17 protein-coding genes are annotated in these 19,549 nt (G+C 69.5%); 7 read left to right on the forward strand and 10 right to left on the reverse strand.

Annotated features, from left to right (window positions below):
* Positions 1–67: 67 nt before the first annotated feature.
* The 7 genes from PG878_RS16990 to PG878_RS17020 all read right to left on the reverse strand — a co-directional run bounded on the left by PG878_RS16990 (position 68) and on the right by PG878_RS17020 (position 5,576).
* A complete protein-coding gene (locus PG878_RS16990) occupies positions 68–862 on the reverse strand; it encodes a thymidylate synthase (RefSeq protein WP_209030649.1) in 795 nt (264 codons plus the stop codon).
* Positions 859–1,767 (reverse strand): prolipoprotein diacylglyceryl transferase, encoded by a 909-nt coding sequence (gene lgt / locus PG878_RS16995; protein WP_209030648.1) that lies wholly within the window; start codon positions 1,765–1,767, stop codon positions 859–861. The genes PG878_RS16990 and lgt overlap by 4 nt, the downstream gene beginning before the upstream one ends.
* A gap of 433 nt (positions 1,768–2,200) precedes the next feature.
* Complete coding sequence (locus PG878_RS17000; protein WP_209030647.1) at positions 2,201–2,692, reverse strand: TPM domain-containing protein; 492 nt, start codon at positions 2,690–2,692, stop codon at positions 2,201–2,203.
* Positions 2,692–3,579, reverse strand: a complete 888-nt coding sequence (locus PG878_RS17005) for a TPM domain-containing protein (protein WP_209031063.1) — start codon at positions 3,577–3,579, stop codon at positions 2,692–2,694. The genes PG878_RS17000 and PG878_RS17005 overlap by 1 nt, the downstream gene beginning before the upstream one ends.
* Before the next feature lie 120 nt (positions 3,580–3,699).
* Positions 3,700–4,332: a LemA family protein gene (locus PG878_RS17010; protein ID WP_019799748.1), complete on the reverse strand. Its 633-nt coding sequence runs from the start codon at positions 4,330–4,332 to the stop codon at positions 3,700–3,702.
* Positions 4,333–4,406: 74 nt separating this feature from the next.
* A complete protein-coding gene (locus PG878_RS17015; protein ID WP_010342213.1) occupies positions 4,407–5,156 on the reverse strand; it encodes a TerC family protein in 750 nt (249 codons plus the stop codon).
* A 39-nt stretch (positions 5,157–5,195) separates the two neighbouring features.
* A complete protein-coding gene (locus PG878_RS17020; protein WP_209030646.1) occupies positions 5,196–5,576 on the reverse strand; it encodes a diacylglycerol kinase in 381 nt (126 codons plus the stop codon).
* A 189-nt stretch (positions 5,577–5,765) separates the two neighbouring features.
* Here PG878_RS17020 and PG878_RS17025 point away from each other — a divergent pair, with 189 nt between their 5' ends.
* The 5 genes from PG878_RS17025 to PG878_RS17045 all read left to right on the forward strand — a co-directional run bounded on the left by PG878_RS17025 (position 5,766) and on the right by PG878_RS17045 (position 13,272).
* Positions 5,766–6,482, forward strand: a complete 717-nt coding sequence (locus tag PG878_RS17025; RefSeq protein ID WP_209030645.1) for an SGNH/GDSL hydrolase family protein — start codon at positions 5,766–5,768, stop codon at positions 6,480–6,482.
* Positions 6,483–6,591: 109 nt separating this feature from the next.
* Positions 6,592–7,275 (forward strand): response regulator transcription factor, encoded by a 684-nt coding sequence (locus PG878_RS17030; protein ID WP_010342210.1) that lies wholly within the window; start codon positions 6,592–6,594, stop codon positions 7,273–7,275.
* A complete protein-coding gene (locus PG878_RS17035; protein ID WP_209030644.1) occupies positions 7,253–8,662 on the forward strand; it encodes a HAMP domain-containing sensor histidine kinase in 1,410 nt (469 codons plus the stop codon). Before PG878_RS17030 ends, PG878_RS17035 begins: the two co-directional genes overlap by 23 nt.
* 235 nt (positions 8,663–8,897) lie before the next feature.
* Complete coding sequence (locus tag PG878_RS17040) at positions 8,898–12,110, forward strand: efflux RND transporter permease subunit (RefSeq protein WP_209030643.1); 3,213 nt, start codon at positions 8,898–8,900, stop codon at positions 12,108–12,110.
* Positions 12,100–13,272 (forward strand): efflux RND transporter periplasmic adaptor subunit, encoded by a 1,173-nt coding sequence (locus PG878_RS17045; RefSeq protein WP_209030642.1) that lies wholly within the window; start codon positions 12,100–12,102, stop codon positions 13,270–13,272. The genes PG878_RS17040 and PG878_RS17045 overlap by 11 nt, the downstream gene beginning before the upstream one ends.
* Before the next feature lie 108 nt (positions 13,273–13,380).
* Here the strand turns inward: PG878_RS17045 and PG878_RS17050 are convergent, their stop codons facing one another.
* The 3 genes from PG878_RS17050 to PG878_RS17060 all read right to left on the reverse strand — a co-directional run bounded on the left by PG878_RS17050 (position 13,381) and on the right by PG878_RS17060 (position 16,250).
* Positions 13,381–14,661 (reverse strand): sensor histidine kinase, encoded by a 1,281-nt coding sequence (locus PG878_RS17050; RefSeq protein WP_209030641.1) that lies wholly within the window; start codon positions 14,659–14,661, stop codon positions 13,381–13,383.
* Positions 14,662–14,769: 108 nt separating this feature from the next.
* On the reverse strand, positions 14,770–15,483 hold the full coding sequence (locus PG878_RS17055) for a response regulator transcription factor (protein ID WP_003481607.1): 714 nt from the start codon (positions 15,481–15,483) through the stop codon (positions 14,770–14,772).
* A gap of 92 nt (positions 15,484–15,575) precedes the next feature.
* Positions 15,576–16,250 (reverse strand): arylesterase, encoded by a 675-nt coding sequence (locus tag PG878_RS17060; RefSeq protein WP_425510458.1) that lies wholly within the window; start codon positions 16,248–16,250, stop codon positions 15,576–15,578.
* Between the two features lie 109 nt (positions 16,251–16,359).
* Between PG878_RS17060 and PG878_RS17065 the strand changes: the two genes are divergently transcribed.
* Both PG878_RS17065 and PG878_RS17070 read left to right on the forward strand, forming a co-directional pair.
* Positions 16,360–16,962 (forward strand): ABC transporter ATP-binding protein, encoded by a 603-nt coding sequence (locus PG878_RS17065; RefSeq protein WP_209030639.1) that lies wholly within the window; start codon positions 16,360–16,362, stop codon positions 16,960–16,962.
* On the forward strand, positions 16,959–19,442 hold the full coding sequence (locus PG878_RS17070) for an ABC transporter permease (RefSeq protein WP_209030638.1): 2,484 nt from the start codon (positions 16,959–16,961) through the stop codon (positions 19,440–19,442). The genes PG878_RS17065 and PG878_RS17070 overlap by 4 nt, the downstream gene beginning before the upstream one ends.
* Positions 19,443–19,549: the final 107 nt, after the last annotated feature.

The following is a 19,549-nucleotide window of genomic DNA, read 5'->3' on the forward strand; positions in this document are numbered from 1 at the left end:
TCCGTCCCCGTCGCGACGGCGGCGCTCGCCGATTCCCGATTCCACATTCCCGATTCCCAGCTGCTGCTCACACCGCCACCGGCGCCTTGATCGCCGGATGCGGGTCATACCCCTCGATGGCGATGTCGTCGTAGCTGAAGGCGAACAGATCGGTCACCGCCGGATTCAGTCGCAGCCGCGGCAACGGCCGCGGCGTGCGCGCCAGTTGCTCACGCGCCTGCGCGAAGTGATTGGAATACAGATGCGCATCGCCCAGCGTGTGCACGAAATCGCCCACACCCAGCCCGGTGGCCTGCGCCACCATGTGGGTCAGCAGCGCATAGCTGGCGATGTTGAACGGCACGCCGAGGAAGATGTCGCCGCTGCGCTGGTACAGCTGGCAACTGAGCCTGCCGTCGACCACGTAGAACTGGAACAGGCTGTGGCAGGGCATCAGCGCCATCTGCGGCAGTTCGGCCACGTTCCAGGCGCTGATCACCAGCCGCCGCGAATCCGGATTGCGCTTGATCTCGTCCACCAGCCACTGCATCTGGTCGATCTCGCGGCCGTCGGCGCCGGTCCAGCGTCGCCACTGCTTGCCGTACACCGGGCCGAGTTCGCCCTGCGCGTCGGCCCACTCGTCCCAGATGCTGACCTTGTTGTCCTTGAGATAGGCGATGTTGGTCTCGCCCTTCAGGAACCACAGCAGCTCGTGCACGATCGAGCGAAGGTGCAGCTTCTTGGTGGTGACCAGGGGGAAGCCGTCGTTGAGGTCGAAACGCATCTGCCAGCCGAACACGCTGCGCGTGCCGGTGCCGGTGCGGTCGGCTTTCTCCGCGCCGTGCTCCAGCACGTGCTGCAGCAGGTCCAGGTACTGCTTCACTTGGTCACCTCCGGCGGCGGCACCGGCTGCAGCACCGGCGCACTGCGCGAGCGCCACAGCAGGAACACGCCCAGCAGGATCAGCGGAATGCTCAGCTGCTGGCCGCGGGTCAGCCAATGGAACGCCAGGTAGCCGAGCTGCGCATCCGGCACCCGCACGAACTCCACGGCGAAGCGGAACACGCCGTACAGCAGCGCGAACAGGCCGGACACCGCATAGCGCGCGCGCGGTTTCATCGAGAACGTCCACAGCACCACGAACATCACCAGCCCTTCCAGCGCCGCTTCGTAGAGCTGCGAGGGATGGCGGGCATAGCGATCGAGCATGCCGGCAGCGTATTGCTGCTGCAGTTGCGCGGTGCTCATCAGGCTTTCCAGTGCGGGGGCGTTGGCCACCCCGTCCTGCACCGGCGCGTGCGGGAAGATCACGCCCCAGCCGGCGTGGGTCAACTTGCCCCACAACTCGCCGCCGACGAAATTGCCGACGCGACCGAAGCCCAGGCCCAGCGGCACCAGCGGCGCGATGAAGTCGACGGTGTCGAAGAAGTGCAGGCGCGCCTTGCGCGTCCACCACAGACAGGCCGCCAGCACGCCCAGCAGGCCGCCGTGGAAGCTCATGCCGCCGTCCCACACCTTGAAGATCAGCAGCGGATCGGCCAGGAAATCGGACAGCGCGTAGAACAGCATGTAGCCGATGCGCCCGCCCAGCACCACGCCGAGCATCGCGTAGAACAGCAGGTCGGAGAAGCCGTCCTCGTTCACCCCGGGCAGGCGCCCGGCGCGGATGCGGCGGCGGCCCAGCCACCAGGCCGAGATGAAGCCGGCCAAGTACATCAGCCCGTACCAATGCACCTTCACCGGCCCGAGCGAGAAGGCGATGGGGTCGATCTGGTGGAGATAGGTCATGCGCAAGCGTCGGCCGGGGGCAAAGAGTGCCTATTCTGCCACCGACTCCGCTGGTTGCCGCGCCTACGGACGGCGCGGCGGGGTGGCGCTTCATCTGCTGGCAGGCGCACGCGTCTGCCACTGACTCGACCGCCGACGCTGCGCGTGACCGATGTACAGTCGGACGCTATGCGCATTCCCGTAGGAGCGGCTTCAGCCGCGACGGGCTTTACCGGGAACGTCGCGGCTGAAGCCGCTCCTACGGGAGGATGCGTCGACGGCAAGGTCGGTGCACAAATCCCAGCCAAAGCAAATGGCTCGGATCGGCAGCATATGGGCAGCGCATTCTGCGGCTGCCTGCATGCTTACCGACGCTGGGCCTGCTGAAATCCACCACATCGCGCCAACGCCGCGTGTCATCTACCGACAGCACACACCCGAACGACAGGCACGCTCAGTCCAGCACCCGCGGCAGATTCGGCAATTCGTTCTCGCCCTGCTGGCCCGGCTGTGCCGGGAAGTGCGCAGCCAGCAATGCGGACACTGCGCCGACGCCGGCGATCACCGCCTGTTCGGGCTGGCCCGCGCGCATGTCGCGCTCGATCAGCGCGCACACCTGCCGCCACTGCGCCGCGTCCACCCGTCCGCGCAGGCCGCGGTCGGCGACGATTTCGATGTGGTGATCGGCCAGCAGCAGGTAGATCAGCACGCCGTTGTTGGCCTCGGTATCCCAGGTACGCAACTGCGCGAACGCGTGCTCGGCGCGCAGCCGCGGCGCCATGCCGCGCAGCACCTGCGCCGGCGTCAGCCCCGATTCCACCGCGAACATCACCTGCCCGCTGTGCAGCCGCTCGCCCTCGGCGATCGCCGCGCCGATGCGCTCCAGGCTGGCCGCCGGGAACAGCCGCTGTGCCGAGGGCGCGAACAGGTGCCGGAGCAGGCGCATCACCAGCTCCCCGAGGCGCCGCCGCCTCCGGAACTGCCGCCGCCACCGCCCCAGCCGCCGCCACCGAAGCCGCCTCCGCCGCCACCCCAACCACCTCCACCGCCGCCCCAGCCACCGCCGAAGCCGCCGCCCCCCCAGCCACCCCAACCGCCACCCCCAGCCGAGCGGCCAGGCGCGATGCCGACGAACAGGCCCAGCAGCAGGCCGATCGCGCCGGTCAGCGCACCGACGAACAGCGACAGGCTCAGCAGCAGGCCGACGCCGCCGCCGACCACGCCGCTCAGCACACCGCGCACCGGGCGCGACAGCCGCGCGAACAGCACCTGCGCGACCAGCGCCGCGAACAGGCCGGCAAAGAATCCGAATCCCAGGCCGCCGCCGCGCGAGGTGGAAGCGTGCGCACTCACCGGCGCCGGCAACGCCTCGCCGTCGATCAGCTTGACCAGCATCGCGGTCGCTTCGGCAATGCCGCCGCTGTAGTCGCCGGCGCGAAAACGCGGCACCAGGTACTCCTGGATGATGCGGTTGGCCGTGGCGTCGGGAATCGCGCCCTCCAGGCCGTAGCCGGGCTGGATGCGCACGCGCCGGTCGTTCTTGGCCACCACCAGCAGCACGCCGTCGTCCACGCCCTTGCGGCCGAGCTTCCACTGGTCGAATACGCGCTGGGTGTACTGCTCGATGCTCTCCGGGGCGGTGCTGGGCACCACCAGCACCTGCAGCTGGCTGCCCTTGCGTTGCTGCAACTGCACCGCCTGCCGGTCCAGTTCCAGGCGCTGGTTCGGCGTCAGGGTGCCGGTGGTGTCGACGACCGGCGCATCCAGCGGCGGGATCGGCGCCTCGGCCTGCGCCCAGGCCAGCCACGGCAACAGCGCCAGCAGCAGCAACAGCCAGACGCAGACGTGCCGATGGCCGGCCGCAGGGCGGGCGCCGCCGCGCGACGCGGTCGGTGCGGCGGCGCGCTCAGCCGCGGAGGTGAAATGCACGGTCGGGCCGGCCTGCCGCGACGCTTACTGCGCCGGTGCCGGCTGCTGCGGCTGCTGCGGCGCGGACGCCGGCTGGCCGCCGAAGTTCACCGCCGGCGCCTCGGAGATCTGCGCCTCGTTCTCCACCGAGAAGTTGGGCTTCTCCTTGTAGCCGAACATCTTGGCGGTGAGCACCTGCGGGAAGGACAGGATGTAGGTGTTGTAGTCCTGCACCGCCTGGATGTAGCGGCCGCGCGCCACGGTGATGCGGTTTTCGGTGCCTTCCAGTTGCGCCTGCAGGTCGCGGAAGGCCTGGTCGGATTTCAGGTTCGGGTAGTTCTCGCTGACCACCAGCAGCCGCGACAACGCGCTGGACAGCTGGCCCTGCGCCTGCTGGAACTGCTGCAGCGAGGCGGCGTCGTCGGCGTTGACCTGCACCTGGCCGACGCGGGCGCGGGCGTTGGTCACGTCGGTGAGCACCTGCCGCTCCTGGTCGGCATAGCCCTTGACCGTGTTGACCAGGTTCGGCACCAGGTCGGCACGGCGCTTGTACTGGTTCAGCACTTCCGACCAGCCGGCCTTGACCGCCTGATCCTTCTGCTGGATCGCGTTGTAGCCGCAGCCGGACAGCAACACCGCCAGCGCGGCCAGGAACAGGGAGCGGGACAACAGGCGCATGCGAGGACTCCGGCAGATGACTGCGCGCAGCTTGCCACGCCGCCGGTGAAAACGCAGCCGACCTCAGCGGTGGTTCACCACTTCCCCGCGCCGGGCACCTGGTGCGCGGCGGCACGCCGGCGCATCAGCAGGTTCAGCCACTCCACCAGCACCGAGAAGCCCATCGCCGCGTAGATGTAGGGCTTGGGCACGTGCACGTCCAGGCCGTCCAGGATCAGCACCACGCCGATCATCAGGATGAAGGCCAGCGCCAGCATCTTCACCGTCGGGTTGGCGTCGATGAAACGACCCAGCGGGTTGGCCGCCAGCAGCATCACCGCCACCGCCAGCAGCACCGCGGCGATCATCACTGGGATGTGCTGGGCCATGCCGACCGCGGTGATCACCGAGTCCAGCGAGAACACGATGTCGATCACCGCGATCTGCGCGATCACCATCCAGAACACGCCCGAGGCCTTGCTGGTGGTGGGGTCTTCATCCTCGCCGCCGGTGATCAGCTCGCGGATCTCCATGGTGCCCTTCACCAGCAGGAACAGGCCGCCGACGATCAGCACCAGATCGCGGATCGAGATGCCCATGCCGGCGACGCTGAACAACTCGCCCTGCATCCGCGCCAGGAACGCCAGCGACACCAGCAGCGCGATGCGGGTCAGGCACGCCACGGCGATGCCGAACTTGCGCGCGGCCGGGCGCTGCGCTTCCGGCAGCTTGCCCACGGCGATGGAGATGAACACCAGGTTGTCGATGCCCAGCACGATCTCCAACGCACTCAGCGTCAACAGCGTCAGCCAGGTGTTGGGGTCGGCGAGAAACTCGAGGGCCATGGTGTCGGGTCCTTTAACGGAAGAAGAAACGGGCGGCGATCACAGCAGGCGCGGCAGCAGGATCAGGCCCCAGCACAGCACCACGTTGGCCAGCATCACGAACACCGCAGCCGAGCCCATGTCCTTGGCGCGGCCGGCCAGCTCGTGATGCTCGGGACCATAGCGCTCGATCACTGCCTCGATCGCCGAATTCAGCAGTTCCACCGCCAGCACCAGCAGCAGCGAGCCGATCATCAGCACCCGCTGCACCGGCCCCTGCCCCAGCCACAGCGCCAGCGGCGCCAGGATCAGGAACAGGCACACCTCCAGGCGGAACGAGGATTCGTGCAGCCAGGCCGCGCGCAGCCCCTGCCAGGACCAACGCGCCGCCATCAGCATGCGGCGCGGCCCGCGCGGCAGATGCCCGAACTGGTCGGCCACGGCTCAGTCCCGCCCCGGGCAACGGGGACGCGACGACGGCGGCCGGAAGGAATCGGTCATGGGCAAGGGCGCAGCGGGATAGGCCGCAATTTTGCCACAAGCCCCGCGGCGGCGCCGGCATCGCCGCGGATTTGCCTGCATGTCGCGCCTGCGGCACCATCGCCGATCCCCTTGCTTCGAGGAGGCGTCATGCCCCGTTCGCCGCTGCGCGCACCGCTGCTCGCCCTGAGTCTGTTCAGCCTGTCCCTGCTGGGCCTGTCGCCGGCACGGGCGCTCACCCCACCCGCGGCGCCCAGCGTGCCGGACCAGGTCTCCAATGCCGCCTGGGAAGAGGACATGGCGCGCTTCGCCAAGGACGACGCCGCGCATCCGGTGCAACCCGGCGGCGTGCTGTTCGTCGGCAGCTCCTCGATCCGCTTCTGGACCTCGCTGGCCACCGACTTTCCTGGCGTGCCGACGCTCAATCGCGGCTTCGGCGGCTCGGAGATCCGCGACAGCACCTGGTACGCCGACCGCATCGTGGTGCCGTACAAGCCGCGCCTGATCGTGTTCTACGCCGGCGACAACGACCTCAACAGCGGCCGCAGCCCGCAGCAGGTGCGCGACGACTTCGTGGCCTTCGTGACCCGCGTGCGCCGCGACCTGCCCAAGACCCGCATCGTCTACCTGTCGATCAAGCCCAGTCCCTCGCGTGCAGCGCTGATGCCGAAGATGGCCGAGGCCAACGCGCTGATCCGCAAGGCCGCCGCCGGCCTCAAGCAGGTCCAGTTCGTCGACGTGTACACGCCGATGCTGGGCGCCGACGGGCAGCCGCGCGCCGAGCTGTTCGGCCCGGACAAGCTGCACATGAACGCGGCCGGCTACGCGCTGTGGCGTGACACCCTGCGGCCCTACCTGAGCCCCTGACACGACGATGAGCGGCCTTGCGCGCCAGCATGTAGGCCGGGGGCGTGCCGGCGCGGCCCGGACGCGCCGGCAGTCGGGCTTCGCCGTCTCCGGCCTGGAGTAAGCCAGGATGCCCAGGGCCCTGGTCATCGAAGACGACGAAGTAACCGCCCGCGACATCGTCGCGGAACTCGGCGCGCACGGCTTCAGTGCCGACTGGATCGCCGACGGACGCGACGGCCTGCAGCGCGCGCTGGCCGATGGCTACGACATCATCACCCTCGACCGCATGCTGCCGGGCATGGACGGCATCGACGTGGTGTCCGAACTGCGCAAGCACGCGGTGCAGACGCCGGTGCTGATGATCAGCGCACTCTCCGAGGTGGACGAGCGCGTGCGCGGCCTGCGCGCAGGCGGCGACGACTACCTGACCAAGCCGTTCTCGCCCGACGAACTGGTCGCGCGTGCCGAAGTGCTGGTGCGCCGCCACCGCAGCGCGACCGCACCGGAAACCCGCCTGCGCGTGGCGGACCTGGAGCTCGACCTGGTCCGCCACAACGCCTTGCGCAACGGCCAGCCGCTGACCCTGCTGCCGACCGAGTTCCGCCTGCTCGAATTCCTGATGCGCAACGCCGGCCAGGTGGTGACGCGACAGATGATCTTCGAGCATGTCTGGGGCTTCCATTTCGATCCGGGCACCAACGTGATCGACGTCCACATCGGCCGCCTTCGCCGCAAGATCGACGGCAACGGCCAGCCGCCGCTCATCCGCACGATGCGCGGCTCGGGGTATGTCCTTGGTCCCGCTGAGTGACGCCTGGCGGTCGGCCACCTCGCGACTGATCCTGATCTACGGGTCGCTGTTCGCGATCTGGTGCATCGTGCTGCTGGGCATCGTGCAGTGGGAGTCCACCCGCTATCTCTCGCACGTGATCGACCAGATGCTGGTCGCGCGCATCCATTACCTGGAACACACCGACCCCAGGCGCCTGGCCGACACGGTGGGCCAGGCCAACGCCATCGACATCCAGGGCTTCATGTGGGTCGGCCTGTTCGACCCGCAGGGACGCCGCATCGCCGGCAACATCGCCGAGGTGCCCAGGGACCTGGCGGCCGATGGCAGCGTCGGCGTGGTCAGCGCCAGGTTGATCGGCAGCGGGCGCAGCGGCCAGATCCGGGCGCACGGCATCGCCCGGCAACTCCCGGACGGCCGTCGCCTGGTCGTGGCGAAGGCCAGTACCGTCATCGACGGACTGACCGCGATCATCTACCGCGGACTGCTGTGGGGCCTGTCGTTGACCCTGCTGCCCGGCGTGCTCGGCGGCCTGCTCATCGCGCGCGGCCCGGCCCGACGGATCCGCGCCATCCAGCAGGCCATGCAACCCATCCACCGTGGCGATCTCAGCGTGCGCCTGCCGGTGTCCCGGCGCGGCGACGAGGTGGATCTGCTGGCAGCCACGGTGAACAGGACGCTGGGCGAGGTCGAGCGCCTGCTCGGCGAGGTGAAGGGCGTCACCGACAACATCGCCCACGACTTGCGCACCCCGCTGACGCGCATGCGAACGCGCCTGCACCGGCTGCAGCAGCAGTTCGCCAGCCGCCCGGAAGGCGCGCAGCTGGACGAATGCGTGGGCGAGATCGACACCGTGCTGACCCGTTTCCGCGCGCTGCTGCGCGTGTCGGAACTGGAAGACCGCCAGCGCAGCGCCTGCTTCTCGACGATCGACCTCGCCCCGCTGCTGCACGAGGTCCACGCGTTCTACGCACCCTTGGCCGAGGACCGCGGCCAGACCTTCGACCTCGCCATGGCGCCGCTGCCGGCCGTGCACGGCGATCGGCACCTGCTGTTCGAGGCGCTGGCCAACCTGGTCAGCAATGCCATCAAGTTCACGCCCGACGGCGGGACGATCCGCCTGCGCGCAGCCACCGACCAGGACGGCAACGCGCGTCTCGAGATCGCCGACAGCGGGCCCGGCATCGCCCCCGACGAGCGCCAGACGATCTTCCGCCGGTTCTACCGCGTCGACCAGACGCGCGCCAAGCCCGGCTGCGGGCTGGGCTTGGCGATCGTCAGCGCCATCGTGCGCCTGCACGGCTATACGTTGCAGGTGGGCGGCGACGCGCGCGGTGCCGTGTTCTCCCTGCTCTGCCCGCCCGCCGCGGCCGCGCCGTCCGCGGGCTGCACGCCCCGCCCTGCCTGAAACGGGGCACACCCGGTCCGCGGTCGTACGCCTCTCTCCACGTGCCGCCGCGCGCGGCTTGGCAGCGCCGGCCACGCGGCTTGCGGCACACGCCCCGACCTGCGCACAAGTCGTTGAACCATCGAGCGTTTGTGACCCCGGAATGGATGTCTAAATAAATCTTAATGCGGCCAGCAAGCGCCCCGCAGGCAAAATTCGCCGCGACGCAACATTCGCGCACGGAACCACTCCTCCAATGATTGGCCTTGTCCGGATCGCACTGACGCGACCGTATACCTTCGTCGTCCTGGCCCTGCTGATCCTGATCGTGGGTCCGCTCGCCGCATTGCGCACGCCTACCGACATCTTCCCGGATATCAAGATCCCGGTGATCGCCGTGGTCTGGCAGTACAACGGCCTGCCGCCCGACCAGATGGCCGGCCGCGTCAGCTCGCCGTTCGAACGCGTGCTCACCACCACCGTGAACGATGTCGAGCACACCGAGGCCACGTCGATCCAGGGCTTCGGCATCATCAAGATCTTCTTCCAGCCCAACGTCGACATCCGCACCGCCAACGCACAGGTCACCGCCGTCGCACAGACCATACTGCGGCAGTTGCCGCAAGGCACCACGCCGCCGCTGATCCTCAACTACAACGCCTCCACGGTGCCGATCATCCAGTTGGCGCTGTCCGGCAAGGGGCTCACCGAGCAGAACCTGGCCGACCTCGGCCTCAACATCATCCGTCCGCAGCTCACGTCGGTGGCCGGCGCGGCGATCCCGTATCCGTTCGGCGGCAAGACCCGCCAGGTGCAGATCGACATCGATCCGCCGGCGCTGCAGGCGCGCGGCCTCTCGGCGCAGGACCTGGCCAACGCGCTGGCGGCGCAGAACCTCATCACCCCGGTGGGCACGCAGAAGATCGGCAAGTACGAATACACGCTGCAGCTCAACAACGCGCCGCCGGACATCGAGGAACTGGGCAACCTGCCGGTGAAGACGATCGACGGCGCCACGGTGTTCATCCGCGACGTGGCGCATGTCCGCGACGGCGCGCCGCCGCAGACCAACATCGTGCACGTCAACGGCGACCGTTCGGTGCTGATGACGGTGATGAAGAACGGCTCGGCCTCGACGCTGGCGATCATCGCCGGCATCAAGGACCGGGTCGCGGCGATGAAGGATGCGCTGCCGCCGGACCTGCGGATCGTTCCCATCGGCGACCAGTCGCTGTTCGTGAGCGGCGCGATCGAGGGCGTGGCACGCGAAGGCGTGATCGCCGCGGCGCTGACCAGCCTGATGATCCTGCTGTTCCTCGGCAGCTGGCGTTCGACGCTGATCATCGCCATCTCGATCCCGCTGGCGATCCTCGGCTCGATCGCCGCGCTGTCGGCGATCGGCGAGACGCTGAACATCATGACCCTGGGCGGCCTGGCGCTCGCCGTGGGCATCCTGGTGGACGACGCCACGGTGACCATCGAGAACATCAACTGGCACCTGGAGCAGGGCAAGTCGGTGGAGACGGCGATCCTGGACGGTGCCTCGCAGATCGTGACGCCCGCCTTCGTCTCGCTGCTGTGCATCTGCATCGTGTTCGTGCCGATGTTCTTCCTGGAAGGCGTGGCGCGCTTCCTGTTCGTGCCGATGGCCGAAGCGGTGATGTTCGCGATGATCGCGTCCTTCCTCCTGTCGCGCACGCTGGTGCCGACCATGGCCAAGTACCTGTTGCGTCCGCATGCGCCGCATACCGACATGCACGGCGACGGCCATGGCCAGCCGCCGTCGCGCAATCCGCTGGTGCGCTTCCAGCGCGGCTTCGAAAAGCGCTTCGAGCGGCTGCGCGCCGGCTACTACGCGCTGCTCGAGACCGCGCTGCTGCGCCGCAGGATGTTCGTGCCCGGCTTCATGCTGTGCGTGGCGCTGTCGTTCCTGCTGCTGCCGATGCTCGGCCGCAACTTCTTCCCGTCGGTGGACTCGGGCCAGATCCTGATGCACGTGCGCGCGCCGGTCGGCACCCGCGTCGAGGAGACCGCACACCTGTTCGCCGACGTGACCGGCGCCGTGCGCAAGCTCATTCCGCCGCACGATCTGGCCGGCGTCGTCGACAACATCGGCCTGTCGTCCTCGGGCATCAACAACGCCGACAACAACACCGGCACCATCGGCTCGCAGGACGGCGACATCCAGATCGCGCTGAGCGAAGGCCACGCGCCCACCGCCGACTACGTGCGCACGCTGCGCCAGACCTTGCCGCGGCAGTTCCCGTCGGTGGTGTTCTCGTTTCCGCCGGCCGACATCATCAGCCAGATCCTGAACTTCGGCGCGCCGGCGCCGGTGGACCTGCAGATCCGCGGCCCGAACCTCGCCGCCAACTTCGCCTATGCCAACCGCCTGCTGCGCGAGATCCGCCGCGTCCCGGGCGTGGCGGACGCGCGCATCCAGCAGTCGCAGTCCAGCCCCGGCTTCGCGGTGAACGTGGATCGCAGCCTCGCGCAACAGGTGGGCATCACCGAGCGCGACGTCACCAGCAGCCTGGGCGTGAACCTCGCCGGCTCCAGCCAGATCGCGCCGACGTTCTGGCTGAACCCGCAGAACGGCGTGTCGTATCCGATCGTGATGCAGACGCCGCAGTACAGCCTGGACAGCCTGCCCGACCTGCAGAACGTGCCGATCAGCCCCAGCGCGGGCCAGGGCGGCGCGCAGAGCCTGGGCGGACTGGCGACGCTGTCGCGCACCGCGACCAATGCGGTGGTCAGCCAGTACAACATCAATGCGACCGTGGACATCTTCGCCTCCCCGCAGGACCGCGACCTGGGCGCGGTCGCGGCCGACATCCAGAAGATCCTCGATGCCGACCAGAAGTTCCTGCCCAAGGGGTCCAGCACGGTGCTGCTCGGCCAGGTGCAGACGATGAACAAGGCGTTCGCGGGCCTGATCTTCGGCCTGCTCGGCGCGATCGTGCTGATCTACCTGTTGATCGTGGTCAACTTCCAGTCGTGGAGCGATCCGTTCGTGATCGTGACCGCGTTGCCCGCGGCGATCGCCGGCATCGTCTGGATGCTGTTCGCCACGCACACCACCCTGTCGGTCCCCGCGCTCACCGGCGCCATCATGTGCATGGGCGTGGCCACGGCCAACTCGATCCTGGTGGTCAGCTTCTGCCGCGAGCGCCTCGCCGAGCACGGCGACGCGGCGAAGGCGGCGCTGGAAGGCGGCTTCGTGCGCTTCCGCCCGGTGCTGATGACCGCACTGGCAATGATCATCGGCATGGCGCCGATGGCACTGGGCCTGGGCGAAGGCGGCGAGCAGAACGCGCCGCTGGGCCGGGCCGTCATCGGCGGCCTGATCTTCGCCACCGTCAGTACGCTGTTCTTCGTGCCGATCGTCTTCAGCCTCATCCACCGCCGTGGTTCCCAGCCGTCCTCGCCGACGGCGCACGCCTCCGGAGCGTCCCCGCATGTCGCCTGATCTGTCGCCCCCCGTTTCGCCGCGCCGTCTCCGCCTAGCCGGCGTCATCGCCTCGATCGTGGTCCTGGCCATCGTCGTCGCCGGCATCGCCACGCGCGCCGGCGACGCGCACCGGCTGCGCGCATGGACCGACGACCAGGCGGTGCCGACGGTCAACGTCGTGGCTCCGGACACCGAGCAGGGCGCCGGCGTGCTCAACCTCCCCGGCCGCCTGGAAGCGTATGCCCGCGCGCCGATCTTCGCCCGGACCAGCGGCTACCTGAAATGGTGGAAAGCCGACATCGGCACCAAGGTGAAGGCCGGCGACGTGCTCGCCGAGATCGAAACGCCCGACCTGGACCAGCAGTTGCTTCAGGCCAAGGCCGACCTGGCCAACGCCCGGGTCAACGCCACCCTGGCCCAGACCACCGCCAAGCGCTGGCAGACCATGGGCCAGACCGAGGTGGTGTCGAAGCAGGCCGTGGACGAGAAGAACGGCGACTACGACGCCAAGCGTGCCCTTGCCCAGTCCGCACAGGCCAACCTCGAACGCCTCGAAGCGTTGAAGGGCTTCGCCAGACTGGTGGCGCCGTTCGACGGCACCGTCACCGCGCGCGAGACCGATGTCGGCGCGCTGATCAACGCCGGCGGCGGCGGCCAGGAACTGTTCGTCGTCTCGGACACGCACAAGCTGCGCATGTACGTGAACGTGCCGCAGAGCGATGCGCCGTCGGTGCGCGCCGGCAGCAAGGTGACGCTGACGGTGCCGGAATACCCGGGGCAGACCTTCAGCGGCGTCGTCGACAGCGCGTCGGGAGCGGTCAACGCCGCCTCGGGCACCACCCTGGTCCAGGTCGCCGTGGACAATCAGGACGGCCGGCTGATGCCGGGCGGCTACGCCAGCGTGCGTTTCGATCTGCCGGCCGACGCCGCGCTGGTGCGGGTCCCGGCCAGCGCGCTGGTGTTCGACGACAAGGGCCTGCGCGTGGCGGTGGTCGACGCGCACGACACGGTCGCCTTCAAGCCGGTGACCATCGCCCGCGACTTCGGCAAGACCGTGCAGCTCGGCTCGGGCATCGCCGCCGGCGACCGCCTGATCGAAAGCCCGCCGGACGGCCTGACCGACGGCGACAAGGTGCGCATCAGCGCGCCGAAGGCGGACGGCGGGCACACCAAGGCGTGAACACCACCGGCCGGTGTTCTCCTAAAAGAACACCGGCCATTGCGGTGCATTGAGCCGGCACAGGCCAGCGCCAGGGTGCCGGCCTGCGCCGACACGAACCTGCCGGGGTCAAGTCGCCGGGGAGAACCGCACCGTCGCGAGAATGCCGCCGCCCTCGGCGTTTTCCAGGGCCACCTGCCAGCCGAAGCGGTCGCATAGCCGGCGCACGATCGACAGGCCCAGCCCGGTGCCCTGCGGACGCTCCGGTTCGGCGCGGAAGAACGGCTCGAAGGCGTGTCGCAGCGCCTCCTCGGACATGCCGATGCCGGTGTCGCGGATACGGATGCGGTCGGCCTCGACCTCGACCTCCACGCGTCCGGCATCGGTATAGCTGCAGGCGTTGCGCAGCAGGTTGCTGACCACCACGTGCAGCACCCGCGGCGGCGCGTGCAGCGTCGCCGCGGCCAGCACGCGCACGCTCAGCGCGACCGGCTTGGCCGCCAGCAGTTCGCGCGCGTTTTCGGCCTCGTATTCCACCAACTCGGCAACGTCGATGGTCTCGCTCTGCGGCACCACGTCCGCTTCCCGCGCCAGGATCAGGAACGCGTCGATCACCGCTTCCATGTCGCGGCCGGCACGCTGGATCCGCTGCAGGCTGCGATTCAGGCGCGGCGGCAGTTCCTGCTCGGTCATCGCGATGTCGGTGGCGACGCGGATCACCGTCAGCGGGGTGCGCAGTTCATGGCTGGCATCGCGGGTGAAATTGCGTTCGCGGGCGACGTGGTCGGTAACGCGCTGGGCCAGGGCATGCAGCGCGGCGGCCAGCTGCCGTGCCTCGCCCTGCACGTCGGCCGGCAGGTTTTCCGGTGCCAGATCGGCGGCGGCCGGGTGCCGCGGATCCCAGCGCGAGACTCGCCGCGCCAGCCAGTTCATCGGCGACAGCAAGCGTCGCGACACCCGCCAGGTCAGCCAGGCCACCACGATCACCGCGATCAGGGTCAGCAGGGTCGGCACCACGCCGAACCAGAACGCCAGCCGCTGCGCCGGCGCGCGCAGGAACACCAGGTACAGGCGACCGGCCGGGTTCTGGTCGACCAGCACGATCTCGCCGCCGGGGCGGTCCTCGTGCAGGCCGGGCGCCAGCCCCCGCAGGTCGACGGGCACGGCGGCATCGGATTGGCCGGGCGCCACCAGATAGCCGCGCAGGCTATGGGTGTTGGGCGGAAGCTGCTGCGGCTGCTGCGCATGCACGCGCCAGTAATAGCGCGCTTCCTGCTGCAGGATCGAGCCGACCAGCGAGTGCTGCACGATTGCCACCACCAGATAACTGGCAAGCGTGACCACACAGCCCGCAAACACGATGCGGGCGATCAGGGCGAGGCGAAGTTTGCGCGGCAACCCGTGCGGCATACGGCATCCGTGATCGTTGCCGCGATTATAGGAAGGCCGATCGTGATCCTTTCGTGCAAACGGCCCCGTTCACCGGAGCCGCTGCGGATGTCACGGTCGGGCGCAGCCTCAGCTCATCGGCTGGGCGATGTCGGCGATGCGGTAACCGGCGCTCTGCACGGTGTGCAGCAGCGGGCGGTCGAACGGCTTGTCGATGATCTTGCGCAGGTTGTACAGATGGCTGCGCAGGGTGTCCGAATCCGGCAGGCCGTTGCCCCAGATCTCGCGCTCGATTTCCTGGCGGGTGACCACGCGCGGCGATTCGCGCATCAGGATGGTCAGCAGGCGCAGGCCGATCGGCGAGAGCTGCAGCTCGGTGCCGGCGCGGGTGGCACGCATGCTCACCGGGTCCAGCACCAGATCGGCCACCTTCAGCACTTCCGAGCCGACCTGGCGGCGCTCGCGGCGGATCAGCGCGCGCAGGCGCGCTTCCAGTTCCTGGATCGCGAACGGCTTGGTCAGGTAGTCGTCGGCACCGAAGCCCAGGCCGGTGAGCTTGTCGTCGAGCGTGTCGCGCGCGGTCAGCATCAGCACCGGGGTCGACTTGCGCGCGTCGTTGCGCAGGCGGCGGCACACTTCGATGCCGTCCAGACGCGGCAGCATCAGATCCAGCACCACCACGTCGTAGCTGTTCTCCGCCGCCAGGCGGTAGCCGTCCAGGCCATCGCAGGCGTAATCCACTTCGAATCCGCGGCCTTCCAGGTATTCGCCGATCATCTCGGAAATATTGCGGTTGTCTTCCACGACCAGCACGAGCCCGGATGTTTCCTTGGTCTGACGCATAACGCTTCCTCAGTCTTCAGCTTTGTGAAACATGCCGGATGTGCGGTGGTGGCGGCGTGAAGGCCGCTTCATCTGCATGAGCCGGAAAAAAACTACTGCGCGATCAATGGCTTGAGCTGCGGCCACACATTGTCGAGCACCTTCGGCTGGGCCGCGGCGGTGGGGTGCAGACCGTCGCCCTGCATCAGCGCCGGGTTCAGCGCCACGCCGTCCAGCAGGAACGGCAACAGGCCGGTCTGGTACTGCTTCGCCAGGTCCACGTAGACCGCGCGCAGGCGCTGGCGGTAGCCCGGGCCGTAGTTCGGCGGCACGTCGATGCCCAGCAGCAGCACCTTCGCACCCGCGTCACGGCTGAGCACGATCATCTTCTCCAGGTTGCCGCGCAGTTCGGCCGGGCTCAGCCCGCGCAACGCGTCGTTGCCGCCCAGTTCGATCACCACCACCGACGGCCGGTGCTTCTGCAGCAGCGCCGGCAGGCGGGTCAGCGCGCCGGAGGAGGTCTCGCCGCTGATGCTGGCATTGACCACGGCCGGCGGCGTCCGCATCTGTTGCTGCAGGCGCTTGTCCAGCAGGGCCACCCAGCCGGACTGCACCGGGATGTTGTGCGCGGCGCTGAGGCTGTCGCCGAGCACCAGCACCGGACCCGTCGCACCTTTGGCACAGGCGATGACGGGCAGCAGCACCCACCATGCCAGCAGCAGCCAGGCGCGGCGCGTCCAGGCCCGCTTGCTTCTCGTCTCGTCACCACGCATCGGAGATTCCCTCATCGACAGTCAGGCCCCCACGCTTCGCGCCGGCATCGCCATCGACGTGCGCGATGTCGGCAAATCCGTCAGCGGACCGGAGGGTACGGTCCACATTCTCGACAAGGTCGGATTGACCATCGGTGAAGGCGACAGCGTCGCCATCGTCGGTGCCTCCGGCTCCGGCAAGACCACCCTGCTCGGCTTGCTGGCCGGCCTCGACCTGCCCACGCGCGGCGAGATCGTGCTGGCCGGGCAGTCGCTCAATGCGCTGGACGAGGAAGCGCGCGCTGCGCTGCGCGCACGCGAGGTCGGCTTCGTGTTTCAGAGTTTCCACCTGCTGCCGTCGCTGACCGCGGCCGAGAACATCGCGCTGCCGCTGGAACTGGCCGGCCGCGAGGATCCGGCGCGGGTGCGCGAGGTGCTGGAGGCGGTCGGACTGAGCGCACGGGCGCGACACTATCCGCGGCAACTGTCCGGCGGCGAGCAACAGCGCGTGGCCCTGGCGCGCGCGTTCGTGGCGCGGCCGCGCATCCTGTTCGCCGACGAGCCCACCGGCAGCCTCGACCAGGCCACCGGGCAGCAGATCAGCGACCTGCTGTTCGCGCTCAACGCCGGCAGCGACACCACCCTGGTGCTGGTCACCCACGACATGCGCCTGGCGCAGCGCTGCGAGCACCGCTACCGCCTCGACGGCGGCCGCCTGCGCGCCGCCGACACGGCGGATGCCGCATGAACGTGCTGCGCCACGCCGCGCGCGCGCTGCGCCGCGAACTGTTCGCCGGCGACCTGCTGACCGTGTTCGCCGCGCTGGTGCTGGGCGTGGCGGTGATGACCGCGGTCGGCACCCTGGTCGACCGGGTGACCCTGGCGCTGACCGGCAGCGCCGCCGAGGTGATCGGCGGCGATCTCGGCGTCAGCGGGCGTCAGGACATCCCCGCCGCGTTCGCCGAGGAAGCGCAGCGGCGCGGGCTGCGCAGCACGCGCATGGTCAGTTTCCCGAGCGTGCTGTTCCATGGCGACGCCAGCCAGATGGCCAACATCAAGGCGGTGGGCGCCGGTTATCCGCTGCGCGGCGAACTACTGGTGGCGCGCGACACCGTCGGCGCCGGCAGCGAACGCGCCGGGCCGCCGCCACGCGGCGAGGCCTATGCCGATCCGCGCCTGCTTGAGGCGCTGGGCCTGAAGCTCGGCGATGCGCTGGAGTTCAGCGCAGGCACGCTGCGCGTGACCCGGGTGCTGCGCGCCGAGCCGGATGCCTCCGGGGAACTGATGCAGTTGTCGCCGCCGCTGCTGGTCAACCGCGCCGACGTCGATGCCGCCGGCCTGCTCGGCCCCGGCAGCCGCGCCTCCTATCGGCTGATGTTCGCCGGAGCGCCCGGCGAGATCGCCGCCCTGCGCGCATGGCTGGCACCGCGCGCCAAGGCGTTCCGCCTGGTCGGCATCGAGGACACCCAGCGCGGCGTACGCGGCGCCTTCGACCGCGCCGGGCGTTTCCTGGCGCTGGCCGCGTTGCTGGCGGTGCTGCTGGCCGGCGTCGCCACGGCGCTGGCCGCCAATCGCTTCGCGTTGCGCCGCATCGACAATGTGGCCGTGCTGCGCTGCCTCGGCGCGCGCCAGCGCGACATCCTCGGCGCGCTGGCGCTGCAGTTGCTGTTGCTGGCGATCCCCGCCTGCGCGCTCGGCGTGGGCCTGGGCATGCTGGCCCAGGTCGGCCTGGTCGAAGCGCTGGGCAGCCTGATTCCCAACCGCCTGCCGCTGCCGCAGGCCACGCCGGCGCTGGCCGGCGCCGGCATCGGCTTGTTGCTGTTGCTCGGCTTCGGCCTGCCGCCGCTGCTGCGCCTGCGCGACGTGCCGCCGATGCGGGTGCTCAACCGCAGCTTCGCCGCGCTGCCGCCGACCTCGCTGCTGGTCTATGCCGCGGCCCTGGTCGCCACCGTGGTGCTGGCGGTGTACGCCACCGGCGACGGCGTGCTGGCGGCCTGGGTGCTGGGCGGCCTGACCTTGCTGGCGGCGCTGGCCGCGGCGGTCGGCGGCCTGCTGCTGGCGGTATTGCGGCGGCTGCAGGGACGCCTGCGCGGGCCTTGGAAGCTGGGCCTGGCAGCACTGACCCGGCGCCGCGCGCTGAGCGTGGTGCAACTGGTGGGATTGTCGCTGTCGCTGTGCGCCCTGCTGTTGCTCGCGGTGATCGGCCCCGGCCTGCTCGGGCAATGGCGCGACCGGCTGCCGGCGGACACGCCGAACTACTTCCTGATGAACATCCAGCCCGACCAGGCCGAGCAGGTGCTGGGCACCCTGCGCACGCTCGGCGTGGCCGATGCGGCGGTGGAACCGTTCAGCACCGGCAAGCTGGTGGCGATCAACGGCAAGCCGCCACAGCGCCGCGAGCAGGGTCCGGAGGACGATGGCGACGGCAGCGATCGGCCGATCAACTTCTCTTGGCGGCATGAATTCCCTGCCGCCAACCGGCTGCTGTCCGGACGCTTCTGGGCCGCCGACAGCACCGCCGCCGAAGCCTCGGTAGAGGAAGGCTGGGCGCAGCGCTACGGGCTCAAGCTCGGCGACCGCATCACCCTGCTGCTCGGCGACCAGCAGCGCAGCTTCACCGTGACCAGCCTGCGCAAGGCCGACTGGGATTCGTTCCGGGTCAACTTCTTCCTGCTGCTCAACGCCGGCGCGGTGCAGGATGCGCCGTACAACCTGATCTCCGCCTTCCATCTTCCGCACGCCTCGGCGGCGCAACTGAGCGGACTCAGCCGCGCCTATCCGAACGTGTCGCTGCTGGACATCGACGCGATCCTGCAGCGCGTGCGCGAGGTCATCGACCGCGTCGCCCAGGCGGTACAACTGGTGATGGGCTTCAGCCTGCTGGCCGGCGCACTGGTGCTGCTGGCCGCCCTGCAGGCCACTGCCGGCGAGCGTCGTTACGACAGCGCGGTGCTGCGCACGCTGGGCGCGCGGCGCGGGCAACTGCGCGGCGCGGTGCTGGTGGAGTTCGGCGCCCTCGGCCTGCTCGCCGCGATCCTCGCGGTCGGGGCGGCGGCGATCATTGGCGTGGTGGTGGCCAAGCAAGCGTTCGACCTCGCACTGTCGCCGCCGTGGCCGGCGCTACTGCTCGGCGGCCTCGGCGGCGTGGCGCTGAGCCTGCTCGCCGGCTGGTCGGGGACGCGCCGCATCCTGCGCACGCCGCCGGCGCTGGCCTTGCGCGAGCCTTGAGTGGAGCAGTGAGTGGAGCCGGGATGACCAGCCATTCGGCTATGGAAAAACGGAGATTCGGGATTGGGGATTCGGAAGAGCGCCGCAGGCTGCGCGGGCGTGATGCG

Origin of the sequence: Xanthomonas hawaiiensis, assembly GCF_031834635.1 — a bacterium.
In the GTDB taxonomy this organism is placed as follows: Bacteria; Pseudomonadota; Gammaproteobacteria; order Xanthomonadales; family Xanthomonadaceae; genus Xanthomonas_A; species Xanthomonas_A sacchari.

Bases quoted from the DNA above. Each gene is read 5' to 3' on its own strand.
- PG878_RS17050 (WP_209030641.1), bottom strand. From the start codon at position 14,661: ATGCCGCACGGGTTGCCGCGCAAACTTCGCCTCGCCCTGATCGCCCGC.
- PG878_RS17015 (WP_010342213.1), bottom strand. From the start codon at position 5,156: ATGGCCCTCGAGTTTCTCGCCGACCCCAACACCTGGCTGACGCTGTTG.
- lgt (WP_209030648.1), bottom strand. From the start codon at position 1,767: ATGACCTATCTCCACCAGATCGACCCCATCGCCTTCTCGCTCGGGCCG.
- PG878_RS17070 (WP_209030638.1), top strand. From the start codon at position 16,959: ATGAACGTGCTGCGCCACGCCGCGCGCGCGCTGCGCCGCGAACTGTTC.
- PG878_RS17040 (WP_209030643.1), top strand. From the start codon at position 8,898: ATGATTGGCCTTGTCCGGATCGCACTGACGCGACCGTATACCTTCGTC.
- PG878_RS17060 (WP_425510458.1), bottom strand. From the start codon at position 16,250: ATGAGGGAATCTCCGATGCGTGGTGACGAGACGAGAAGCAAGCGGGCC.
- PG878_RS17045 (WP_209030642.1), top strand. From the start codon at position 12,100: ATGTCGCCTGATCTGTCGCCCCCCGTTTCGCCGCGCCGTCTCCGCCTA.
- PG878_RS17030 (WP_010342210.1), top strand. From the start codon at position 6,592: ATGCCCAGGGCCCTGGTCATCGAAGACGACGAAGTAACCGCCCGCGAC.
- PG878_RS17035 (WP_209030644.1), top strand. From the start codon at position 7,253: ATGTCCTTGGTCCCGCTGAGTGACGCCTGGCGGTCGGCCACCTCGCGA.
- PG878_RS17025 (WP_209030645.1), top strand. From the start codon at position 5,766: ATGCCCCGTTCGCCGCTGCGCGCACCGCTGCTCGCCCTGAGTCTGTTC.
- PG878_RS17000 (WP_209030647.1), bottom strand. From the start codon at position 2,692: ATGCGCCTGCTCCGGCACCTGTTCGCGCCCTCGGCACAGCGGCTGTTC.
- PG878_RS17055 (WP_003481607.1), bottom strand. From the start codon at position 15,483: ATGCGTCAGACCAAGGAAACATCCGGGCTCGTGCTGGTCGTGGAAGAC.
- PG878_RS17010 (WP_019799748.1), bottom strand. From the start codon at position 4,332: ATGCGCCTGTTGTCCCGCTCCCTGTTCCTGGCCGCGCTGGCGGTGTTG.